We start from the raw sequence: 17,315 nt of genomic DNA, 5'->3' as shown, positions 1-17,315 counted from the left end.
ACTGTGCCAAACAGACACCAAGCACACCAGCCGCAACTTGCGAAACTTCCGTAACGGGGGCAACTTGTCGCACGCCTCTCACTCTGGGTGTGATCGGCGATCACGCGACCTCGGATCGCGCGGCATTCGGTCACCTGAACGAGGGCGACCACAACGGGCCGCACACCGACTGCGAGCATGGCCGGATGCGGTTCAGACGACCCGGAGCGGGGTGGACGGCCACCGCGGCGCTCGGCCTCGCCGCCACGGCGCTCGGCCTGTTCCTGCCCTGGCTGCGCTCGGGCTCGGTGCTGCGCGACAGCTTCGAGTTCCTCGGTGTCATCCGGACACTCGGCGCGCTAGCGGGCACCGGCTTGACCTGGTTGCCCGGCGCCTGGTTCGGCATCGTTCCGGCGGTCACGCTCTGCGTCGCCGCGTACGCGCTGGGTCTGCGCCGGACGGCCGCAACGATTTGCCTGTTCGTGACGATAATCAGCGGAACCGTCGCGGGGGTCGCCGTCGTCGAAGCGGGCAACGGGGACACCCCCGTCGGCATCGCGACGGCGGGGCCGACCACAACCGCGATCGGTGCGACGCTGGCCGCGGTGGGCGCGGTCGGCGTCCTGGTGAGCGGGCGCCGCAGTGCCCGAGAAAGAGCGAAGGGGAGACCGTGACCTATCCGCCGGGGCCTGGTGGCCAGTGGCAGCCGAATGACCCGCACCAGCAGCAGTACCCGCAGCAACACCCGGCGCAGGACCAGCAGTTCCCGCAGTCCGGCGGGTTCCCGCAGCAGCAGTACCAGGGGCAGCAGTACCCAGGCCAGCAGTACCAGGGTCAGCAGTATCAGAGCCAGCAGTACCCGGGCCAGGGCTACGGGCCGACCGGCCAGTGGGACCAGGGCGGCTACCCGCTGCCGCCCGAGCAGCCCGGGGGCCGCAAGCGCAAGGGCCTGGTCATCGGCGTGGTCGCGGCGGTGTTCGCGGTCGCCGCGGGCGCGGGCGTGACCGTCTGGGCGCTGAACCGGGGCGAGGCGCAGGCCGGGTCCGACTCGCCCACCGCGGCCGCCACCGGCCTGGTGGACGCGCTGACCAAGGGCGACGTCGCCGGGCTGCTCACCGAGCTGGCCCCGGCCGAGCGCGACCTGATGACGACGCTGAACTCGGAGACGACCAAGGAGCTGCAGCGGCTCGAGGTGTACCGCTCCGACGTCGACCCGAACAAGATCAGCGGCATGGAGCTGACCACCGAGAACCTGGTGTTCGACGAGTCGGGCGCGGAGCGGGTCAACGACCACCTGACCATCACCAAGCTGACCAGCGGCAAGATCACCCTCACCTCGGACGCGGCGAAGCTGCCGTTCACCCAGGAATTCCTCGACATCGCCTTCCCCGACGGCGTGCCCGGCGGCAAGGAGACCGAGACGATCGACATCGCCGAGGAGGTCGCCAAGAGCAACGGCGGCGAGCCGGTGCGGATCGCCACGGTCCAGGTCGACGGCGAGTGGTACCCGAGCCTGCTCTACACCTTCGCCGACTACGCGCTGGCCGAGGAGAAGCGGGACTGGCCCACCACCCCGCTGCCCAAGGTCGGCGGCTCCGACCCCGAGGGCGCGGTGCGCGGCCTGGTCGAGGCGGGCCTGGCAGGCGACCTGGCCGGGGCCATCGGCCACCTGCCCCCCGACGAGATGGGCGTGCTCTACGACGTGGGCCCGGCCATCATCGAGGAGGTCGGCGACGACGCCGCCAGCGGCGTGACCCTCCTGGACCTGTCCACCGAGACCCAGGACGTCGACAAGGCGACGAAGGTCATCCTCAAGGAGGTGACCCTCCGCGACGACGACAGCGGCGAGCGGCTGCGCGTCACCAAGGACGGCGAGTGCTACGCCGTCGAGGTCGAGGGCGACAAGGAACAGATGTGCGCCGACGACCTGGCCACCGAGCTGGGCGGCTCCGGCATGTCCCCGGAGGCCGAGCGCGCGGTGACCAACCTGGTCAAGGGCATGATGGCCAACACCGGCGTGGTCACCACCCAGGTCGACGGAAAGTGGTACGTCAGCCCCATCCGGTCGCTGACCGACATCGAGGTCACCGCCCTCAAGAGCCTCCAGCCCGAGGACATCAAGGCGCTGATCGAGCTGGCCGACGAGTAGCAGCCACCCGACCGCGGGCACGGCGGCCCGGCACCCGGCGCGGGGTGCCGGGCCGCCGTGCGTCAGCGGTCAGCCCCCACCCAACCCGCCACTCACCCTGCTCCCCAAGAACACACCCCACCTTGTGACACCCCACCCCGCGCACGTCAACACACCCCGCCACACCACTGGGGGCGTCCCGGTGCCCATTCTACCGGCCCAGCCCCCACCACCCCCCAAAGTCGATCTTGCCTGTGGATAACTCCCCCAGCCGCCCGAAGCAGGCTCCCAGGCCGCCCGACCCGCGCGAAGGCGTCACCCTCACCCGTCCAAGAACTCCACTCGGTTCCCCGACCCGTCAACGGTGTGGAATCGAGCCCGACCAGGGATCTCCGCCGGATCGGCCCAGGTCACCGGCCACCCCGCGGCCTCCAGCGCCCCCGCCAACGCGCCCACGTCGACCACGAACGCCGGATGCGCCTTGAGCGCGGGCCGGAAGTCCTGCTCGACCCCCACATGCACCTCTCCCCCACCCGGCACGGCGAACCAACACCCGCCCCGCGCGGCCAGCAGCGGCGGCTTCGGCAGCTCCGCCCACCCCAACAAACCGGCGTAGAAGGCCCGCGCGGCGGCCTCCCCGTCGACCGGGCAGGCGACCTGGACGTGATGGATCACATTCCCCTCCGGTGGCATGTCCTCTTGAACCCGAAATAGGACAAGCGTACTGTTTGCAAGCGTGAGGCACTGGGACGCACCCCGACCGGGTAGGCCAGACTCACAAGCCGAACTGACATGCGCCGCCACTGGAGTTGGACGTGACCGAGACGAGTTCCACCACCGAGGGCAACCTCGACAGCTTCGGCGCCCGCGCCACGCTCACCGTGGGCGACGCCTCTTTTGAGGTGTTCCGCCTGTCCGCGGTCGAGGGCGCGGAGCGTCTTCCCTACAGCTTGAAGATCCTGCTGGAGAACCTGCTCCGGACCGAGGACGGCACGAACATCACCGCCGACCACATCCGGGCCCTCGCGAACTGGGACGCCAAGGCCGAGCCCTCCACGGAGATCCAGTTCACCCCCGGCCGCGTCGTCATGCAGGACTTCACCGGTGTCCCCTGCATCGTCGACCTGGCCACCATGCGCGAGGCCGTCACCACGCTGGGCGGCGACCCGGACAAGGTCAACCCGCTGGCCCCGGCCGAGCTGGTCATCGACCACTCGGTCATCGCCGACATCTTCGGCCGCCCGGACGCGTTCGAGCGCAACGTGGACCTGGAGTACGAGCGCAACAAGGAGCGCTACCAGTTCCTGCGCTGGGGCCAGACCGCGTTCGACGAGTTCAAGGTCGTCCCGCCGGGCACCGGCATCGTGCACCAGGTCAACATCGAGCACCTGGCGCGGGTGGTCATGACCCGCAACGGGCAGGCCTACCCCGACACCCTGGTCGGCACCGACTCGCACACCACCATGGTCAACGGCCTGGGCGTGCTGGGCTGGGGCGTCGGCGGCATCGAGGCCGAGGCCGCCATGCTGGGCCAGCCGGTCTCCATGCTGATCCCCAAGGTCGTCGGCTTCAAGCTGCACGGCGAGCTGCCCGCGGGCGCCACCGCCACCGACCTGGTGCTCACGATCACCGAGATGCTGCGCAAGCAGGGCGTCGTCGGCAAGTTCGTCGAGTTCTACGGCCCCGGCGTCACCGCCGTGCCGCTGGCCAACCGCGCCACCATCGGCAACATGAGCCCGGAGTTCGGCTCGACCGCCGCGATCTTCCCGGTCGACGCCGAGACGATCGACTACCTCACCTTCACCGGCCGCTCCGCCGAGCAGGTCGCCCTGGTCGAGGCCTACGCCAAGGAGCAGGGCCTCTGGCACGACCCGTCGCACGAGCCGGAGTTCTCCGAGGTCCTGGAGCTGGACCTGGCCACCATCGTGCCGTCCATCGCCGGGCCCAAGCGCCCGCAGGACCGCATCGAGCTGGCGGCGGCCAAGCGGTCGTTCCGCGACGCGCTGGGCGCCTACGCCACCGACGCGCCCACCAACGGCGTGGACGAGGCCAACGACGAGAGCTTCCCGGCCAGCGACTCCCCCACCCCGGGGCCCGAGGACGACGTGGCGCCGAAGGTCACGCACTCGGCGGCCAACGGCGCGACCGGCCGCACGACCAGGCCGACCACGATCACCCTCGACGGCAACACCTTCGAGATCGACCACGGTGCGGTCGCGATCGCCGCGATCACCTCGTGCACCAACACCTCGAACCCGTCGGTCATGATCGGCGCGGCGCTGCTGGCGAAGAAGGCCGTCGAGCGCGGCCTGGAGCGCAAGCCCTGGGTGAAGACCACCCTGGCGCCGGGCTCGAAGGTCGTCTCGGACTACTTCGACCGCGCGGGCCTGACCCCGTACCTGGACAAGCTGGGCTTCAACCTGGTCGGGTACGGCTGCACCACCTGCATCGGCAACTCCGGCCCGCTGCAGGAGGAGATCTCCGCGGGCGTGCAGGAGGCCGACCTCGCCGTGGTGTCGGTGCTGTCCGGCAACCGCAACTTCGAGGGCCGGATCAACCCGGACATCAAGATGAACTACCTGGCCTCCCCGCCGCTGGTGGTGGCCTACGCGCTGGCCGGGTCGATGGACATCGACATCACCACCGAGCCGCTGGCCACGGGCTCCGACGGCAAGCCGGTCTACCTCAGCGAGATCTGGCCGACGCCGCAGGAGATCCAGGAGACGATCACCCAGGCGCTGTCCGCGGAGAGCTTCTCGGACTCCTACAAGGACGTGTTCGCGGGCGACGAGCGCTGGAAGTCGCTGCCGACCCCCACCGGCAAGACCTTCGAGTGGGACGCGCAGTCCACCTACGTGCGCAAGCCCCCGTACTTCGAGGGCATGGAGATGGAGCCCGCCCCGGTCACCGACATCGCGGGCGCGCGCGTGCTGGCGCTGCTCGGCGACTCGGTCACCACCGACCACATCTCCCCCGCGGGCGCGATCAAGGCCGACACCCCGGCGGGCCAGTACCTCAACGAGCACGGCGTCGAGCGCCGCGACTTCAACAGCTACGGCTCGCGCCGCGGCAACCACGAGGTCATGATCCGCGGCACCTTCGCCAACATCCGCCTGCGCAACCTGCTGCTGGCGGACGAGAACGGCGGCCAGGGCGTGCAGGGCGGCTACACCCGCGACTTCACCAAGGGCGGCGAGCAGGCGTTCATCTACGACGCCGCGCAGAACTACGCCGCCGCGGGCACCCCGCTGGTCGTGCTCGCGGGCAAGGAGTACGGCTCCGGCTCCTCGCGCGACTGGGCGGCCAAGGGCACCAGCCTGCTGGGCGTCCGCGCGGTCATCGCCGAGAGCTTCGAGCGCATCCACCGCTCCAACCTCATCGGCATGGGCGTGCTCCCGCTGCAGTTCCCGCAGGGCAAGACCGCGGAGTCGCTGGGCCTGACCGGCACCGAGACCTACGCCTTCGAGGGCGTCACCGCCCTCAACGACGGCTCGGTCCCCAAGACGGTCAAGGTCACCGCGACCGCCGAGGACGGCACCGCGACGTCGTTCGACGCGGTCGTGCGCATCGACACCCCGGGCGAGGCGGACTACTACCGCAACGGCGGCATCATGCAGTACGTGCTGCGCAAGATGGTCAACAGCTGACCTGCTGGGCCAAGGAGCGGGGTCGGTCCTTTGTGGACCGGCCCCGCTCTGCTCTCGAGTCGGATGGAACCCGATGAGCACCGAAGACCTCGTGCGGCGGTTGATAGCCGAGCAGTTCCCGCACTGGGCCGGGCTCCCGATGCGGCGCTTGCCCTCCGGCGGCACGGTCAACGCGATGTACCGGCTGGGCGCGGACATGGTCGTGCGGCTGCCACTGGCCGACGACGGGGATGTACCGCGTGAACGGCGCTGGTTGCCGCGGCTCGCGCCCCTGCTGCCCACCGCCATCCCGCAGGTGCTCGGGGCCGGGGAGCCCGCCGAGGGCTGGCCGTCGCGGTGGTCGGTGTACCGGTGGTTACCCGGCGAGAACCCCGAGGCGGGAACCCCGGGCGCGCCACTGGCCGAGGACTTGGCCGCGTTCGTAGCGGCGATGCGGGAGGTGACGCTGCCCGGCGCTCCCCCAGCCCACCGCGGTGGGCCACTGGCCGCACTCGACGCGGCGACCCGGTCGGCGATCGAGGAGTTGCGCACGGTCCCGGAGGAGGCTGTCGACTGCGACGCCGCGCTCGCCGTGTGGGAGGACGCGCCGGAGTGGGACGGGCCGCCGGTGTGGCTGCACGCGGACCTGATGCCCGGCAACCTCCTGGTCGAGGACGGCAGGCTGACCGGCGTGATCGATTTTGGCTGCGCGGGCATCGGTGATCCGGCCTGCGACCTGTTCCCGGCGTGGAACCTGCTGCCCGCCGACGCCCGGGAGGTGTTCCGCGAGGCGCTCGGCGTGGACGACGCGACCTGGGCCCGCGGGCGGGCACGGACACTGTCGCAGGCGATGGTGGCACTGCCGTATTACCGGACGACGAACCCGGCGATGGCGGGCAATGCCCGGCACGTAATCCGGACGGTGCTGGGTTGAGTCCTTCGTAGACCCCTTGTTGTACGGGTGTTTCAGGGTCTCCTATTCTGAGGGGGATGTGAAGTCTGCGGTGTGCGTGGGTCCCACACTGTAGATTCCCCGTGTTGAGGGCGCGTGTTCCTTGCCGGGGTGGAAAGGAATCCCGTGTCCGGTCAGAGGAAGAGCCCTCAAGCGCGCGACAGGACTATCGGCGCGCAGCTCAAAGCCGTTCGGGTGGAGCAGACCACGCTGAGCCTGGAAGCCGCCGCCCGCGCGATCGGCTGGTCGGCGGCGACGCTGAGCCGGACGGAGAACGGCAAACGGCACATCACCAGCGAGGACGTGGCGACGGTCCTGGCCATCTACGGCGTGCCGACCGCCCAGCGCGAGGAGTTGATCGCCAGCGCACGGGTCGGCGCCCTGGCCGGGTGGTGGTCGCGTCCGCTGCCCGGGGTGCTGCCCGACGTGGGCACCCTCGCCAGCTACGAAGCCTCGGCGAGCGGGATCACAGACTGGTCCCTCACCGTCGTCCCAGGTCTGCTGCAAACCGAGCAGTACGCCGCGGGCATCATGGCGGATGACGGCGTCGAGCCGCAGGACATCGAGATGCGGTGGCTCGCTCGACTCCGACGGCAACAGGTCGTGCCCACGGTCGACTATGTGGCCTTCATCCACGAGAGCGCCCTCCGCAGGCCCTTCGGTGGCGTCGACGCCCTCAAAGAGCAACTGAGTCACTTGGAGGCAGCCACCAACCGAGGCCTCGGCATCAGGATCGTGCGAGAACACGTGCCACACCGGGTGCTGCTGCACTCCTGGATGCTGCTGGACTTCCCCGACACGACCCCGGTGCTCTACGTGGAGCTGTACGGAAGCGGTGTGTATCTGCACGATTCCGAGGTGCACGGCTATGAGAAAATGCGCTCGATGCTCGATCAGCGAGCGCTTTCCAGCGCGGAAAGCCGCAGCATGGTCAAGCGACTACGAGAGAGGTTGTGATCATGGAGTGGCGCAAGTCGTCCCGTTCCGGCAGCACCGGCAACTGCGTCGAGCTGCGGCAGGACCTCGCGGCCGTGCGGGACAGCAAGCAGCCGATCGTCACGCTGCCCCTGCCCCGCGCCGCCGTGCGAGAGCTGATCACCAAGCTCAGCCGCTGACCTTTCGGGCGACCACGTCGAGTGTGAAGGCCAGCTTGCGGCCGGTCATGCCGGGCATGGCCTTGACCCCGAAGTCGTAGCGGTCGATCTCGGTGGTGGCGTTCAGGGTCAGGTTCTCCCCATCGGTCACGGCGGACTCGACCGTCAGCGTCACCGAGGCGCTGGAGCCGCGGACCGCGAGGTCGCCCTGCACCGCGGGCGGGCTCACGGAATCGGCGACGAAGGTGATCGTCGGGTGGTTGGCGGCGTCCAGGTAGGTCTTGGAGACCACCATCTTGTCGCGGGTCGGGTTCGCCGTGTTGATGCTGTCGGCGACGATGACCACTCGAACGGTTGATGCGGTCGGCGGGTCGGCGACGGTGATGTCACCCTCGGCGATGGTGAAGGTGCCCTTGACCGCTCCGAGGCCGAAGAAGTGCTTGGTGCGGAACGCCACCGTGCTGGCGGCCGGGTCGATGCGGTACTCGCCCGGGGGCGGGATCTGGATGGTCATGGCCTGGACCATAGCCCCCGGGCGCGCGGCCGGGCGGGTCAGGCGTAGGGGTTGAAGGCGATGCCGCTGGGCTTGGCCTTGTTCAGGTTGTCGTTGAACGCGGAGTCCTTGATCCCCAGGCTCGCGCTGCCGAAGTCGGCGTTGACCAGGGTGTCGCGGATGCCGCCGGGGAAGTGGTCCCAGCTCACCAGGTCCGGGTACTGCCAGGCGCCGTAGTGGTTCTCCGGGGCCTCACTGGCGCTGGCCAGGCGGAAGCAGTGCGTGCCCACGCCGTCCTTGTGGTAGACGATCTTGGGGTGCTCGCCCTCCCAGGAGACCGAGTCGCGGCCGCGGGTGGAGTAGTTGCCGTGCGCCGAGGTGGAGACGAACTTCGCCTGGTTGTCCTGCACCCACACGACCACGTGCTCGATGTCGTGCCGGTGCCCGCAGCAGTCGAGGCCGGGCACGGCCTGGTCCTTCTCGAAGTACAGGTCGTAGAGGTACGCGCACCAGCCGTTGTTGCACTTGGAGCGCGAGTACGAGTTGGTGTTGTCCAAGTCGGACTGGTCGCGGCAGTTGCCGTTGAGCGCGCCCGAGTTGTTCAGCCCCGGCGCCACCACGCCGTTCGGCCCGATGGCCGGGGTGGGGTAGCACCCGTCCCCGTCGTAGTCGAACGCGGGCTGCCACCGGGCGTCCTCGGCCGCCGCGCTCCCCGGCAGCGCCGTGGGCGGGTCGGCCCACGCCACACCGGGCACCGCGATCCCGACCACCGCGGCCACCGCCACGACGAATCCCGCCTTGCGCTTCCCGAACCCCATCCCGCGCCTCCGCTCCCCGGCCGAACAGTGCGGACAAGATTTACCAACCGCTCACTGAACAGCACAACCACCAACGGGGAACGGGGGCGAAAGGGCAGTCATCACGCGCGAGACGTCAGCACCCAAGCGCGGGCCACCTTGGGCGCCCGGCATGTTGTCCGGCGCAACCTGATCTCGACTTGGCCCCCAGTTGGGCTCACCCGACCTCTCAGCCGGCGCGCAACACCAGCAGGGAGATCTCCGAGGGCGCGAACACGCGGAACGGCGGCCCCCAGAAGCCCGCGCCCCGGGTCGTGTAGAGCGCCGTGCGGTCGTTGAGCCGGGTCAGCCCCTGCAACCACGGTTGGTCGGTGCGCACCAGCCAGTGGAACGGCCAGATCTGGCCGCCGTGGGTGTGGCCGGAGACCTGGAGGTCCACCCCCGCGGCCACGGCCTCGCCGACCTGCTTGGGCTGGTGGGCCAGCAGGAGCACCGGCAGGTCGGGGTCGGCGCCCGCGAGGGCCTGGGGGACGTCCGCGGCGTGGCCGGGCAGACCCGAGCCGTGCGCGGTGCGGTCGTCAGTGCCCGCCACGACCATGCGGGAGCCGTCGCGCTCGATGACGACGTGCCGGTTGTGCAGTGCCTCCCAGCCGAGGTCGGCCATGTGGTCGAGCCACTCCTGGGCCTGGCTGTAGTACTCGTGGTTGCCCGTCACATACACGCGGGCCAGCGTGGCGCGGACGTCGCCGAGGTGGCGCGACTGCGGTTCGCGTTCGGCCACCCGACCGTCGGCGATGTCGCCCGCGTGGGCGACCACATCCGGTTCGAGGGCGTTCACGGCGGCCACGGTCTTCTCCGACCACCGCGCCCGGTCGATGGGGCCGTAGTGCGTGTCAGCGAGGAGCACGAGCCGCAGACCGTCCAAACCGGCCCCGAGCCGGGGGACGCGCACTTCCGTGCGCCGCACCCTGGGCACGCGCATCGCCTCGAAGTGCCCGTACGCCAACAGGGTCGCCGACACGACGAGGATCGCGAGCGTCACCCACCTGGCCCGACCGGGGTTGTCCACACCGGCCAACGCGAGCGCCAGGCTCACCAGCGAGCCGATGATGCTCCAGGTGAACACGACCCAGATCACGCCGAGGGTCGTGTCCGCGATCAGGGACGCGCGGTCGCTGCCGCGGGTGTGGCCGCGCACCATGAGCACCGGGAAGGCAACCGCCATCCCCGCCAGCACCACCGTCGCCGCGGCGACCAGCCACCCGGGCCACGCCTGGCCGTTGACGACCAGCAGCCACCAGGGCACGCCGAACAGCAGCGCCACCGCGATCACGCCGATGACGGCGAACGACACCCGCCGCGGACCCGAAGGCGGGGCGGGGACGTCGGCGAGCTCCGCGCTGAGCGCGGCTGTGGGTTCTGTGTGGTGAACCGGACCGGACATCGGACCGCTCCTTCCTCGATATCCGCACGATACCCGCGCGGAACGGGGCCTACCGTACGGTGACGGTGTGACGGAAAGCGGATTCTTCGCCTCGGTCGACGACGTCGTCGACCGGTTGGCCGCGCGGGGTTACCTGGCCTCGGCGGCCGTGGCCACCACGGTGTTCCTGGCCGACCGGCTGGGCAGGCCGCTGCTGGTGGAGGGCCCGGCCGGGGTCGGCAAGACGGAGCTGGCGCGGGCGGTGTCGGCGGCCACGGGGTCGCGGCTGGTGCGGTTGCAGTGCTACGAGGGCGTCGACGAGGCGCGGGCGCTCTACGAGTGGAACCACGCCAAGCAGCTACTGCGCATCACCGCGGGCCGCGACGAGGGCTGGGAGGCCGCGCGCGCGGACATATTCACCGAGGAGTTCCTGCTCGCCCGCCCGCTGCTGACCGCGATCACCGGCGACGAGCCGACGGTGCTGCTGGTGGACGAGGTGGACAAGGCCGACGTCGAGGTGGAGGGCCTGTTGCTGGAGGTCCTCGGCGACTTCCAGGTCACCGTCCCGGAGCTGGGCACGATCGTGGCCAAGCGCAAGCCGTTCACCGTGCTGACCTCCAACGCCACGCGCGACCTGTCCGACGCGCTGCGGCGGCGCTGCCTGTTCCTGCACATCGACTTCCCCGACGCCGAGCTGGAACAGCGGATCGTGCGGACGAAGGTGCCCGGGGTCGACGAGGCGCTGGCCGCGTCACTCGTGCGGGTGGTCGGCGCGCTGCGGGCGATGGAGCTGCGCAAGGCCCCGTCGGTCGCCGAGACCGTCGACTGGGCGCGCACCCTGCTGGCGCTGGGCGCGGACACCCTCGACGACGACCTGGTGCGGCAGAGCCTCGGCGTGATCGTCAAGCACCAGGACGACGTGACCCGTGTTCGCGACCGGCTGAACCTGTCCGAGGCGGGCCGGTGAGCCTGCCCTCGCGGCTGGTGGAGCTGGTCTCCGCGCTGCGCGGGCACGGCGTGGCCGTCGGGTCGAGCGAGACGGTCGACGCCGCCGCGGTGGCCGGGGTGCTCGGCCTGGCCGACCGGGAGCGGCTGCGCGCCGGTCTGGCGGCGGCGCTGCTGCGCGGCGAGGGCCAGCGCCCGGTGTTCGACGCGGTCTTCGACGTGTGCTTCCCGCTGGGTGTGGGATCCCCGGAGCTGGCCCGCGACCAGGACTGGGACCTCGACCGCCTGCGCGACGAACTGGTGGCCGCCCTCGCTGACGACGACGGGGACGCGGTGGGCAGGCTCGCGGGCATCGCCGTCGAGGCCTTCGGCCGGTACGGCGGCGGGTTCTCGGCGTACGAGGCGCTGGAGCGGGTCCGCCCGCAGACCCTGGTCGCGCGCGTGCTGGCCGAGTCCGGTGGCGGGGGCGGCGGTTTCACCGACCGGCTGGAACGCGACGAGGTGCGCCGCCGGGTCGAGTCGTTCCGGGAGGCGGTGCGCACCGAGGCCCGCAGGCGCACGGCCGAGGCGCGCGGCAGGCAACGGGTGCTCGAACACGCCGTGGCCCCCTCGGCGGACCGGGTGGACTTCCTGGTCGCCAACCGCAAGCAGCTCGCCGAACTGCGCAGGGCCGTGCAGCCCCTCGCGCGCAAGCTCGCGACCCGCCTGGCCGCCCGCAGGCGCCGCGCCAACCGGGGCCACATCGACATCCGCCGCACCCTGCGCCGATCCCTGTCGACCGGCGGCGTGCCCATCCACCTCGCCCACCGCAGGCGCAGCCCGGCCCGCCCGGAGATCGTCCTGGTCTGCGACCTGTCCGGCTCGGTGGCGGGCTTCGCCAACTTCACCATGCTGCTCGTGCAGGCCCTGCGCGACCAGTTCAGCAAGATCCGCGTCTTCGGCTTCATCGACACGGTCGACGAGATCACCCACTTGGTGCACACCGGCGCCGCGAACCCGGACAGCCTCGGTGCCCGCGTCCACAGCGAGGCCACCCTGTCCACCTGGGACGGCCACAGCGATTACGGCCGCGCCTTCCGCCACTTCGCCGCGCACCACGCCGACGCCATCGGCCCGCGCACCTCGGTCCTGATCCTGGGCGACGCGCGCACCAACGGCGCCGACCCCGAGCTGGCGGTGCTGCGGGACTTGCTGGCCCCGGCCCGGCACGCCCACTGGCTCAACCCGGAGCGCACCGCCCTGTGGTCCACAGGGGATTCCGAGGCGGACCGGTACGCGACCGTGGTCCCCATGCACGAATGCCGCAACACCCGCCAGCTCACCACCCTGGTGGGCAAGCTCCTTCCCACTTGACGCGCGAGAGAACCCCGCGCGGTGAGGTGGGCGCCGCCGAGTTGTCCACAAGCGCCGGATTCATCCACAGATCCGACGCGGGTCTGGATCCCCTGTCGCGCCGGGACGATGCTGGACCGAGCCAACCCGACTTGAGGAGAAGTCAGATGAACTCGGTCCAGCACTCGCCCGTGGCGGTCCTACTCCGCGTGGGAGAGCGACAGCGCGTAGCGACCCTCCGGGTCCGTCCACCACTGCGACAGCGTGAACCCGGCGGCCTCCAACTCCCGCTCCACGCCGGCACGCCGGAACTTCGCCGAGATCTCCGTGCGCATCTGCTCGCCCTCGGCGAACTCCACGGTCAGGTCCAGCGCGGGCACCCGCACCGTCTGTGCCGACAGCGCCCGCAGGCGCATCTCGACCCACTCGTGCTCATCGTCCCAGTGCGATACGTGGGCGAAGGCGTCAATGTCGAAGGAGGCGCCCAGTTCCCTGTTCAGGACGTGCAGGACGTTGCGGTTGAACTCGGCGGTGACACCCCGGGCGTCGTCGTAGGCGGCCTCCAGAGTCGCGCGGTCCTTGACCAGGTCGGTGCCGAGCAGCAACCACTCCCCCGGCTTGAGCATGTCGCGGACGGCGCGGAGGAACAGGTCCCGTTCGGCGGGCAGGAAGTTGCCGATGGTGCCGCCGAGGAACGCCACCAGGCGGGTGGGATCGCCGGGGAGCAGCGGCAGGTGTTCGGTGAAGTCGCCGACCGCGCCCTCGACGCGGGCGGCCGGGTACTCAGCCGCCAGGTCCGCCGCGGCGGCGCGCAAGGCCGTCTCGGAGACGTCGAGGGTGACGATCTGCTCCAGGGTGCCCGCGTCGCGCAGGGCGTCGAGCAGCAGGCGGGTCTTCTCCGACGAGCCGGACCCGAGCTCCACCAACGTGTTCGCGCCGGTGGCGGCGGCGATGTCGGCGGCGCGCGCCTGGAGGATGGCCCGCTCGGAGCGGGTCGGGTAGTACTCGTCAAGGGCGGTGATCTCGTCGAACAGCTCGCTGCCCCGGGCGTCGTAGAACCACTTGGGGGGCAGGGTCTTCGGGGTGGAGGTGAGCCCGGTGCGGGCATCGGTGGCTAGGGCGGTGGCGGCGTGGTCGGGCGGGAGGTGGACGTCGATCCTGGGATCTGGCAAGGGTTCTCCTCGGTCATCCCAGCGCGGTGGCGCTGGGGGTCGTCCCGGCCGTGGCGACCACGAGCCGCCGGTCGTCCACGGGGGTCCACAGGGGGTCGTCGTCCCACGGCTCGGAGGCCAGGACGACGCTGTCCGGTCCGGCGAGCACCGACAGCGAGTGCCACCAGGTGGTGGCCGCCAGCGTGGTGCCGTCGGTGAGCATCAGGTTGAGCCGGGAGTCGGGCGCCCGGTCGGCGACCGCGAGCACGACCTCGGCGAGGGCGTCACCCGGCGCCGCCCCCGTGCGCAGTCGGTGGCGCACCAGGGCCCACAGCACGGCGCTGTCGGTGGGGGCGTCGAGGGTCATCAGGTCGGTGGTGGGCAGTGTCGAGGCCAGGTCGGCGACGCTGTCCGGCCAGCCGCGCACGACGCCGTTGTGGCTGAACAGCCAGCGCCCCTCCGCGAACGGCGCGCACGCGGTCTCCACGACCGGCATGCCCACCGTCGCGGAGCGGGCGGCGACCAGCACCGCCGTGCTGGTCACCGCCCCGGCGAGGGAGGCGAACGAGGCGTCGGCCCACATCGGGACCGCGCGCCGGTACCGGACCGGGTCGGCGCCCGGGGCGGGGTACCAGCCGACGCCGAACCCGTCGGCGTTGACCGTGCCCCCGCCGCGCATGTCGGCGGGGGCCCAGGTCTGGGTCAGCAGCCCGCGCGGGCCGCCGACGAGCCCGGCGACGGGCACGGCGGGGCCCAGGTACCCCAGGTGGCGGCACACCCCTCAGCGCGTCTCGTGCGGCGCGGCGTCGCGGGCCAGCCGCAGGCCGGAGAAGATCTGCCTGCGGACCGGGTGGTCCCAGTTGCGGAAGGTGGCGCGCACGGCCGAGGCGTCGGTGCCGAACGACCCGCCGCGCAGCATCTTGTAGTCGCCGCGGAAGAAGACCTCCGAGTACTCCTTGTACGGGAAGGACGCGAAACCCGGGTAGGGCACGAAGTCCGAGTCGCACCACTCCCACACGTCGCCCAGGAGCTGCGCGACGCCCAGGGCCGACTCCCCCGCCGGGTACGCGCCGACCGGGGCGGGGCGCAGGTGGCGCTGCCCGAGGTTGGCGTGTTCGGGACCGGGGTCGTTGTCGCCCCAGGGGTAGCGGCGGGAGCGGTCACCGTCCGGGTCGTGGCGGGCGGCCTTCTCCCACTCGGCCTCGGTCGGCAGGCGCTTGCCCGCCCAGGCCGCGTAGGCCTTGGCCTCGTGGAAGCACACGTGCACCACCGGCTCGTCGAGCGCGACCGGCTCCACGACGCCGAAGCGCGTGCGCTGCCAGCCCTCGGGGCCGCGCTCCCAGAACTGGGGCGCGACCAGGCGGGCGGCCTGGCGGTGCGCCCAGCCCTCGTCGGTCCACCAGCGGGGGTCGTCGTAGCCGCCCGCGTCGACGAAGGCCAGGTACTCGCCGTTGGTGACCGGGGCGGTCTCGATGAAGAAGGCGTCCACGTGGGTGCGGAACGCGGGCCGCTCGTTGTCCAGCGCCCAGGGCTCGGCCGAGGTGCCCATGGTGAACTCCCCGCCGGGGACCAGGACCTCCTTGGCCCGGGGCGGGGCGGTGGCGGGCGGCGGCGCGGGGGCGTGCAGCACCGGGGCGCCCACGCGGAGCTGGTGGGTGGCCAGCATGGTCTCGGCGTGCTGCTGCTCGTGCTGGACGATCATGCCGAAGGCGAACCCGTCGGCGACCAGCCGGTCGCCCTCCAGCGGGGTGGTGTCCAGGACGTCGAGCACCTTGTCGCGCACCTCGCGCACGTAGCCGCGGGCCTCGGCGGGGGTGAGCAGCGGCAGTCCCGGCCGGGAGGCGCGGGAGTGCTGGAAGGCGTCGTAGATGTTGTCGATGTCGTCGCGGACCGGCTCGCGGCCGCCCACGTCGCGCACCAGCCAGAGCTCCTCCTGGTTGCCGATGTGGGCGTAGTCCCACACCAGCGGCGACATCAGCGGGGAGTGCTGGCGGGTGAGGTCGTGTTCGTCGACGGCGTCGGCCAGCGCGGTGCTGCGCTCGCGGGAGCGGCGCAACTGCTCGGCCACGTGGTCGCGGAGTCGGTCGGTGGAGCGGTTGTCGGTGCTGGTCACTGCTGCCTCCCGGGCAGTGCGGTGCGGTCAGCGAGTCGGGTGAGGGCGGTGGTGACCGCCTCGGCGGTCGGTGGGGGCAGGTCCAGGCCCGCGACGGCGGGCAGACCCAGGTCCAGCACCCGGTGGGCCGCCGCCCTGGTGGCCGGGTCGGCCAGGCCGAGGCGCGCGGCCCGCACCCAGCGGTCGGCGGCGGGCGCGCACAGCTCCACGACCCGGTCGACGGTGGCCGGGTCGGCCATGAGCGCGGTGAGCAGTGCGGCGGGCACGGCCCAGTCGGCCCCGTGCTGGGCGTCGAGGTAGCGCACCTCGAGGTAGCCGTGTGGGCGCACCGGGGGGAACATGCTGGTCAGGTGGTAGTCGAGGTCGTCGTGGGTGGGTGGCTCGGGCAACGCGCCCGCGATCCAGTCGGCGAAGGTCACCCCGCCCGGGGCGCTCCAGTCGTCGCTGTCGCGCCGTACGAACAGCAGCGGCGTGTCCAGCACCCGGCGCGCCCAGTCCGCGGCGGGGTCGTCGGTGATCGGCAGCGGCTTGGACCGGCAGGGGTCCACCGCCTGCACCGCCTTGGTGCGGGCGGAGTGCCAGCCGGGGGCCGGGGAGTTGCCGAACAGCGCGACGAACACCGGCCCGAGCGAGGTGACCGCGGCGAACCGGGTCGCCACGTCCGCCCGCTCGCCCGAGTCGAGGCAGACCTGCAGTCCCGCCGTGGCGCACATCATCGTGATCCCGGCGTCGCCGACGCGGGCGAAGGCCCGCTCCATCGCGGTGTAGCGGGGGGTGTCGAGGACCCGGCGCGGGCTGCGGTGCGGGTCCAGCCCCCCGGGGCCCAGCGCCAGCCCGGCCTCGGCGAGCAGGGTGGTGAGGTGCTCGGTGTCCGTGGTGACGGAGTCGACCAGCGAACCGAGCGAGGGGGAGGGGAGGGAGGAGATCTCGACCTGGCCACCGGGCTCGACGGTCAACGACGAGCCGGATGGGAGAGGGAGATGGGGGCTGTCCGCGGCCAGTGTCGGCGGCGCGTGGGGCCCGAGGGCGTCGGCGAGGTGGTGGCGGTCGAGGCGTCGCCGGGGGTCGTCGTGGTGGTGGACGGTCCATTCGAGTTCGACTCCGACGAGTCTCGGGGGCCCGTGCTTGAAGCAGACCGAGGCGACGTACGCCTCGGCCTCGACGCGGGCCCGGAACCGGCGTTGGTCCGGTTCCACCGCGCCTGGGCGCTGGACGGCAGTCAGGTTGATCATCCCCTTTCGCCGCAACGGAAGAGAGGTCGCGACACGCCCGTTCGACGCTA

16 protein-coding genes are annotated in these 17,315 nt (G+C 71.6%); 8 read left to right on the top strand and 8 right to left on the bottom strand.

The genetic code is table 11. The features are described from left to right. The first annotated feature begins 89 nt into the window (after nucleotides 1–89). Both GCL84_RS16045 and GCL84_RS16040 read left to right on the top strand, forming a co-directional pair. On the top strand, nucleotides 90–653 hold the full coding sequence (locus GCL84_RS16045) for a hypothetical protein (RefSeq protein ID WP_156756270.1): 564 nt from the start codon (nucleotides 90–92) through the stop codon (nucleotides 651–653). Next, nucleotides 650–2,128, top strand: a complete 1,479-nt coding sequence (locus tag GCL84_RS16040) for a flagellar basal body protein FliL (protein ID WP_156756269.1) — start codon at nucleotides 650–652, stop codon at nucleotides 2,126–2,128. The genes GCL84_RS16045 and GCL84_RS16040 overlap by 4 nt, the downstream gene beginning before the upstream one ends. A 300-nt stretch (nucleotides 2,129–2,428) precedes the next feature. Here the strand turns inward: GCL84_RS16040 and GCL84_RS16035 are convergent, their stop codons facing one another. After that, nucleotides 2,429–2,782 (bottom strand): VOC family protein, encoded by a 354-nt coding sequence (locus GCL84_RS16035; protein WP_156756268.1) that lies wholly within the window; start codon nucleotides 2,780–2,782, stop codon nucleotides 2,429–2,431. Between the two features lie 140 nt (nucleotides 2,783–2,922). Here GCL84_RS16035 and GCL84_RS16030 point away from each other — a divergent pair, with 140 nt between their 5' ends. The 4 genes from GCL84_RS16030 (at nucleotide 2,923) to GCL84_RS16015 (ending at nucleotide 7,800) form a co-directional block, all read left to right on the top strand. Next, nucleotides 2,923–5,754: an aconitate hydratase gene (locus GCL84_RS16030; RefSeq protein WP_197523288.1), complete on the top strand. Its 2,832-nt coding sequence runs from the start codon at nucleotides 2,923–2,925 to the stop codon at nucleotides 5,752–5,754. Nucleotides 5,755–5,827: 73 nt separating this feature from the next. Then, a complete protein-coding gene (locus GCL84_RS16025; RefSeq protein ID WP_156756266.1) occupies nucleotides 5,828–6,667 on the top strand; it encodes an aminoglycoside phosphotransferase family protein in 840 nt (279 codons plus the stop codon). Between the two features lie 114 nt (nucleotides 6,668–6,781). Continuing rightward, complete coding sequence (locus tag GCL84_RS16020; protein WP_156756265.1) at nucleotides 6,782–7,642, top strand: helix-turn-helix domain-containing protein; 861 nt, start codon at nucleotides 6,782–6,784, stop codon at nucleotides 7,640–7,642. A gap of 2 nt (nucleotides 7,643–7,644) precedes the next feature. Continuing rightward, the gene (locus GCL84_RS16015) at nucleotides 7,645–7,800 is read left to right on the top strand and encodes a DUF397 domain-containing protein (RefSeq protein ID WP_156756264.1); all 156 of its coding nucleotides are present in this window, start codon (nucleotides 7,645–7,647) and stop codon (nucleotides 7,798–7,800) included. On the opposite strand, the gene GCL84_RS16010 is transcribed toward GCL84_RS16015, so the two are convergent. The 3 genes from GCL84_RS16010 to GCL84_RS16000 all read right to left on the bottom strand — a co-directional run bounded on the left by GCL84_RS16010 (nucleotide 7,790) and on the right by GCL84_RS16000 (nucleotide 10,513). After that, a complete protein-coding gene (locus GCL84_RS16010; RefSeq protein ID WP_197523286.1) occupies nucleotides 7,790–8,293 on the bottom strand; it encodes a YceI family protein in 504 nt (167 codons plus the stop codon). The two genes, GCL84_RS16015 and GCL84_RS16010, sit on opposite strands and share 11 nt — an antisense overlap. 38 nt (nucleotides 8,294–8,331) lie before the next feature. After that, a complete protein-coding gene (locus GCL84_RS16005; RefSeq protein ID WP_156756262.1) occupies nucleotides 8,332–9,090 on the bottom strand; it encodes an NPP1 family protein in 759 nt (252 codons plus the stop codon). Between the two features lie 208 nt (nucleotides 9,091–9,298). Further along, nucleotides 9,299–10,513, bottom strand: a complete 1,215-nt coding sequence (locus tag GCL84_RS16000) for a metallophosphoesterase (RefSeq protein WP_156756261.1) — start codon at nucleotides 10,511–10,513, stop codon at nucleotides 9,299–9,301. 67 nt (nucleotides 10,514–10,580) lie between these two features. Here GCL84_RS16000 and GCL84_RS15995 point away from each other — a divergent pair, with 67 nt between their 5' ends. Further along, entirely contained in the window at nucleotides 10,581–11,459 is an 879-nt protein-coding gene (locus GCL84_RS15995; protein WP_156756260.1) for an AAA family ATPase, read from the top strand. Then, nucleotides 11,456–12,790: a VWA domain-containing protein gene (locus tag GCL84_RS15990; protein ID WP_156756259.1), complete on the top strand. Its 1,335-nt coding sequence runs from the start codon at nucleotides 11,456–11,458 to the stop codon at nucleotides 12,788–12,790. The genes GCL84_RS15995 and GCL84_RS15990 overlap by 4 nt, the downstream gene beginning before the upstream one ends. A 179-nt stretch (nucleotides 12,791–12,969) precedes the next feature. Here GCL84_RS15990 and egtD read toward each other — a convergent pair whose 3' ends face one another. From egtD to GCL84_RS15970, 4 genes are read right to left on the bottom strand one after another with little or no spacing between them, the layout of a single operon-like run. Further along, on the bottom strand, nucleotides 12,970–13,941 hold the full coding sequence (gene egtD / locus GCL84_RS15985) for an L-histidine N(alpha)-methyltransferase (protein WP_156756258.1): 972 nt from the start codon (nucleotides 13,939–13,941) through the stop codon (nucleotides 12,970–12,972). A 13-nt stretch (nucleotides 13,942–13,954) separates the two neighbouring features. Then, nucleotides 13,955–14,698 carry an ergothioneine biosynthesis protein EgtC gene (gene egtC / locus GCL84_RS15980; protein ID WP_156756257.1) on the bottom strand — a complete coding sequence of 248 codons (744 nt, stop codon included), beginning with the start codon at nucleotides 14,696–14,698 and terminating at the stop codon, nucleotides 13,955–13,957. 3 nt (nucleotides 14,699–14,701) lie between these two features. Then, nucleotides 14,702–16,033, bottom strand: a complete 1,332-nt coding sequence (gene egtB, locus GCL84_RS15975) for an ergothioneine biosynthesis protein EgtB (protein WP_156756256.1) — start codon at nucleotides 16,031–16,033, stop codon at nucleotides 14,702–14,704. Then, nucleotides 16,030–17,265 (bottom strand): glutamate-cysteine ligase family protein, encoded by a 1,236-nt coding sequence (locus GCL84_RS15970; RefSeq protein ID WP_156756255.1) that lies wholly within the window; start codon nucleotides 17,263–17,265, stop codon nucleotides 16,030–16,032. Before GCL84_RS15970 ends, egtB begins: the two co-directional genes overlap by 4 nt. Nucleotides 17,266–17,315 lie beyond the last annotated feature (50 nt).

Source organism: Actinokineospora pegani (assembly GCF_009745975.1).
GTDB lineage: Bacteria > Actinomycetota > Actinomycetes > Mycobacteriales > Pseudonocardiaceae > Actinokineospora > Actinokineospora pegani.
Note: the sequence above shows the minus strand (reverse complement) of the source record. Positions and strands in the feature narration are given on the sequence as shown.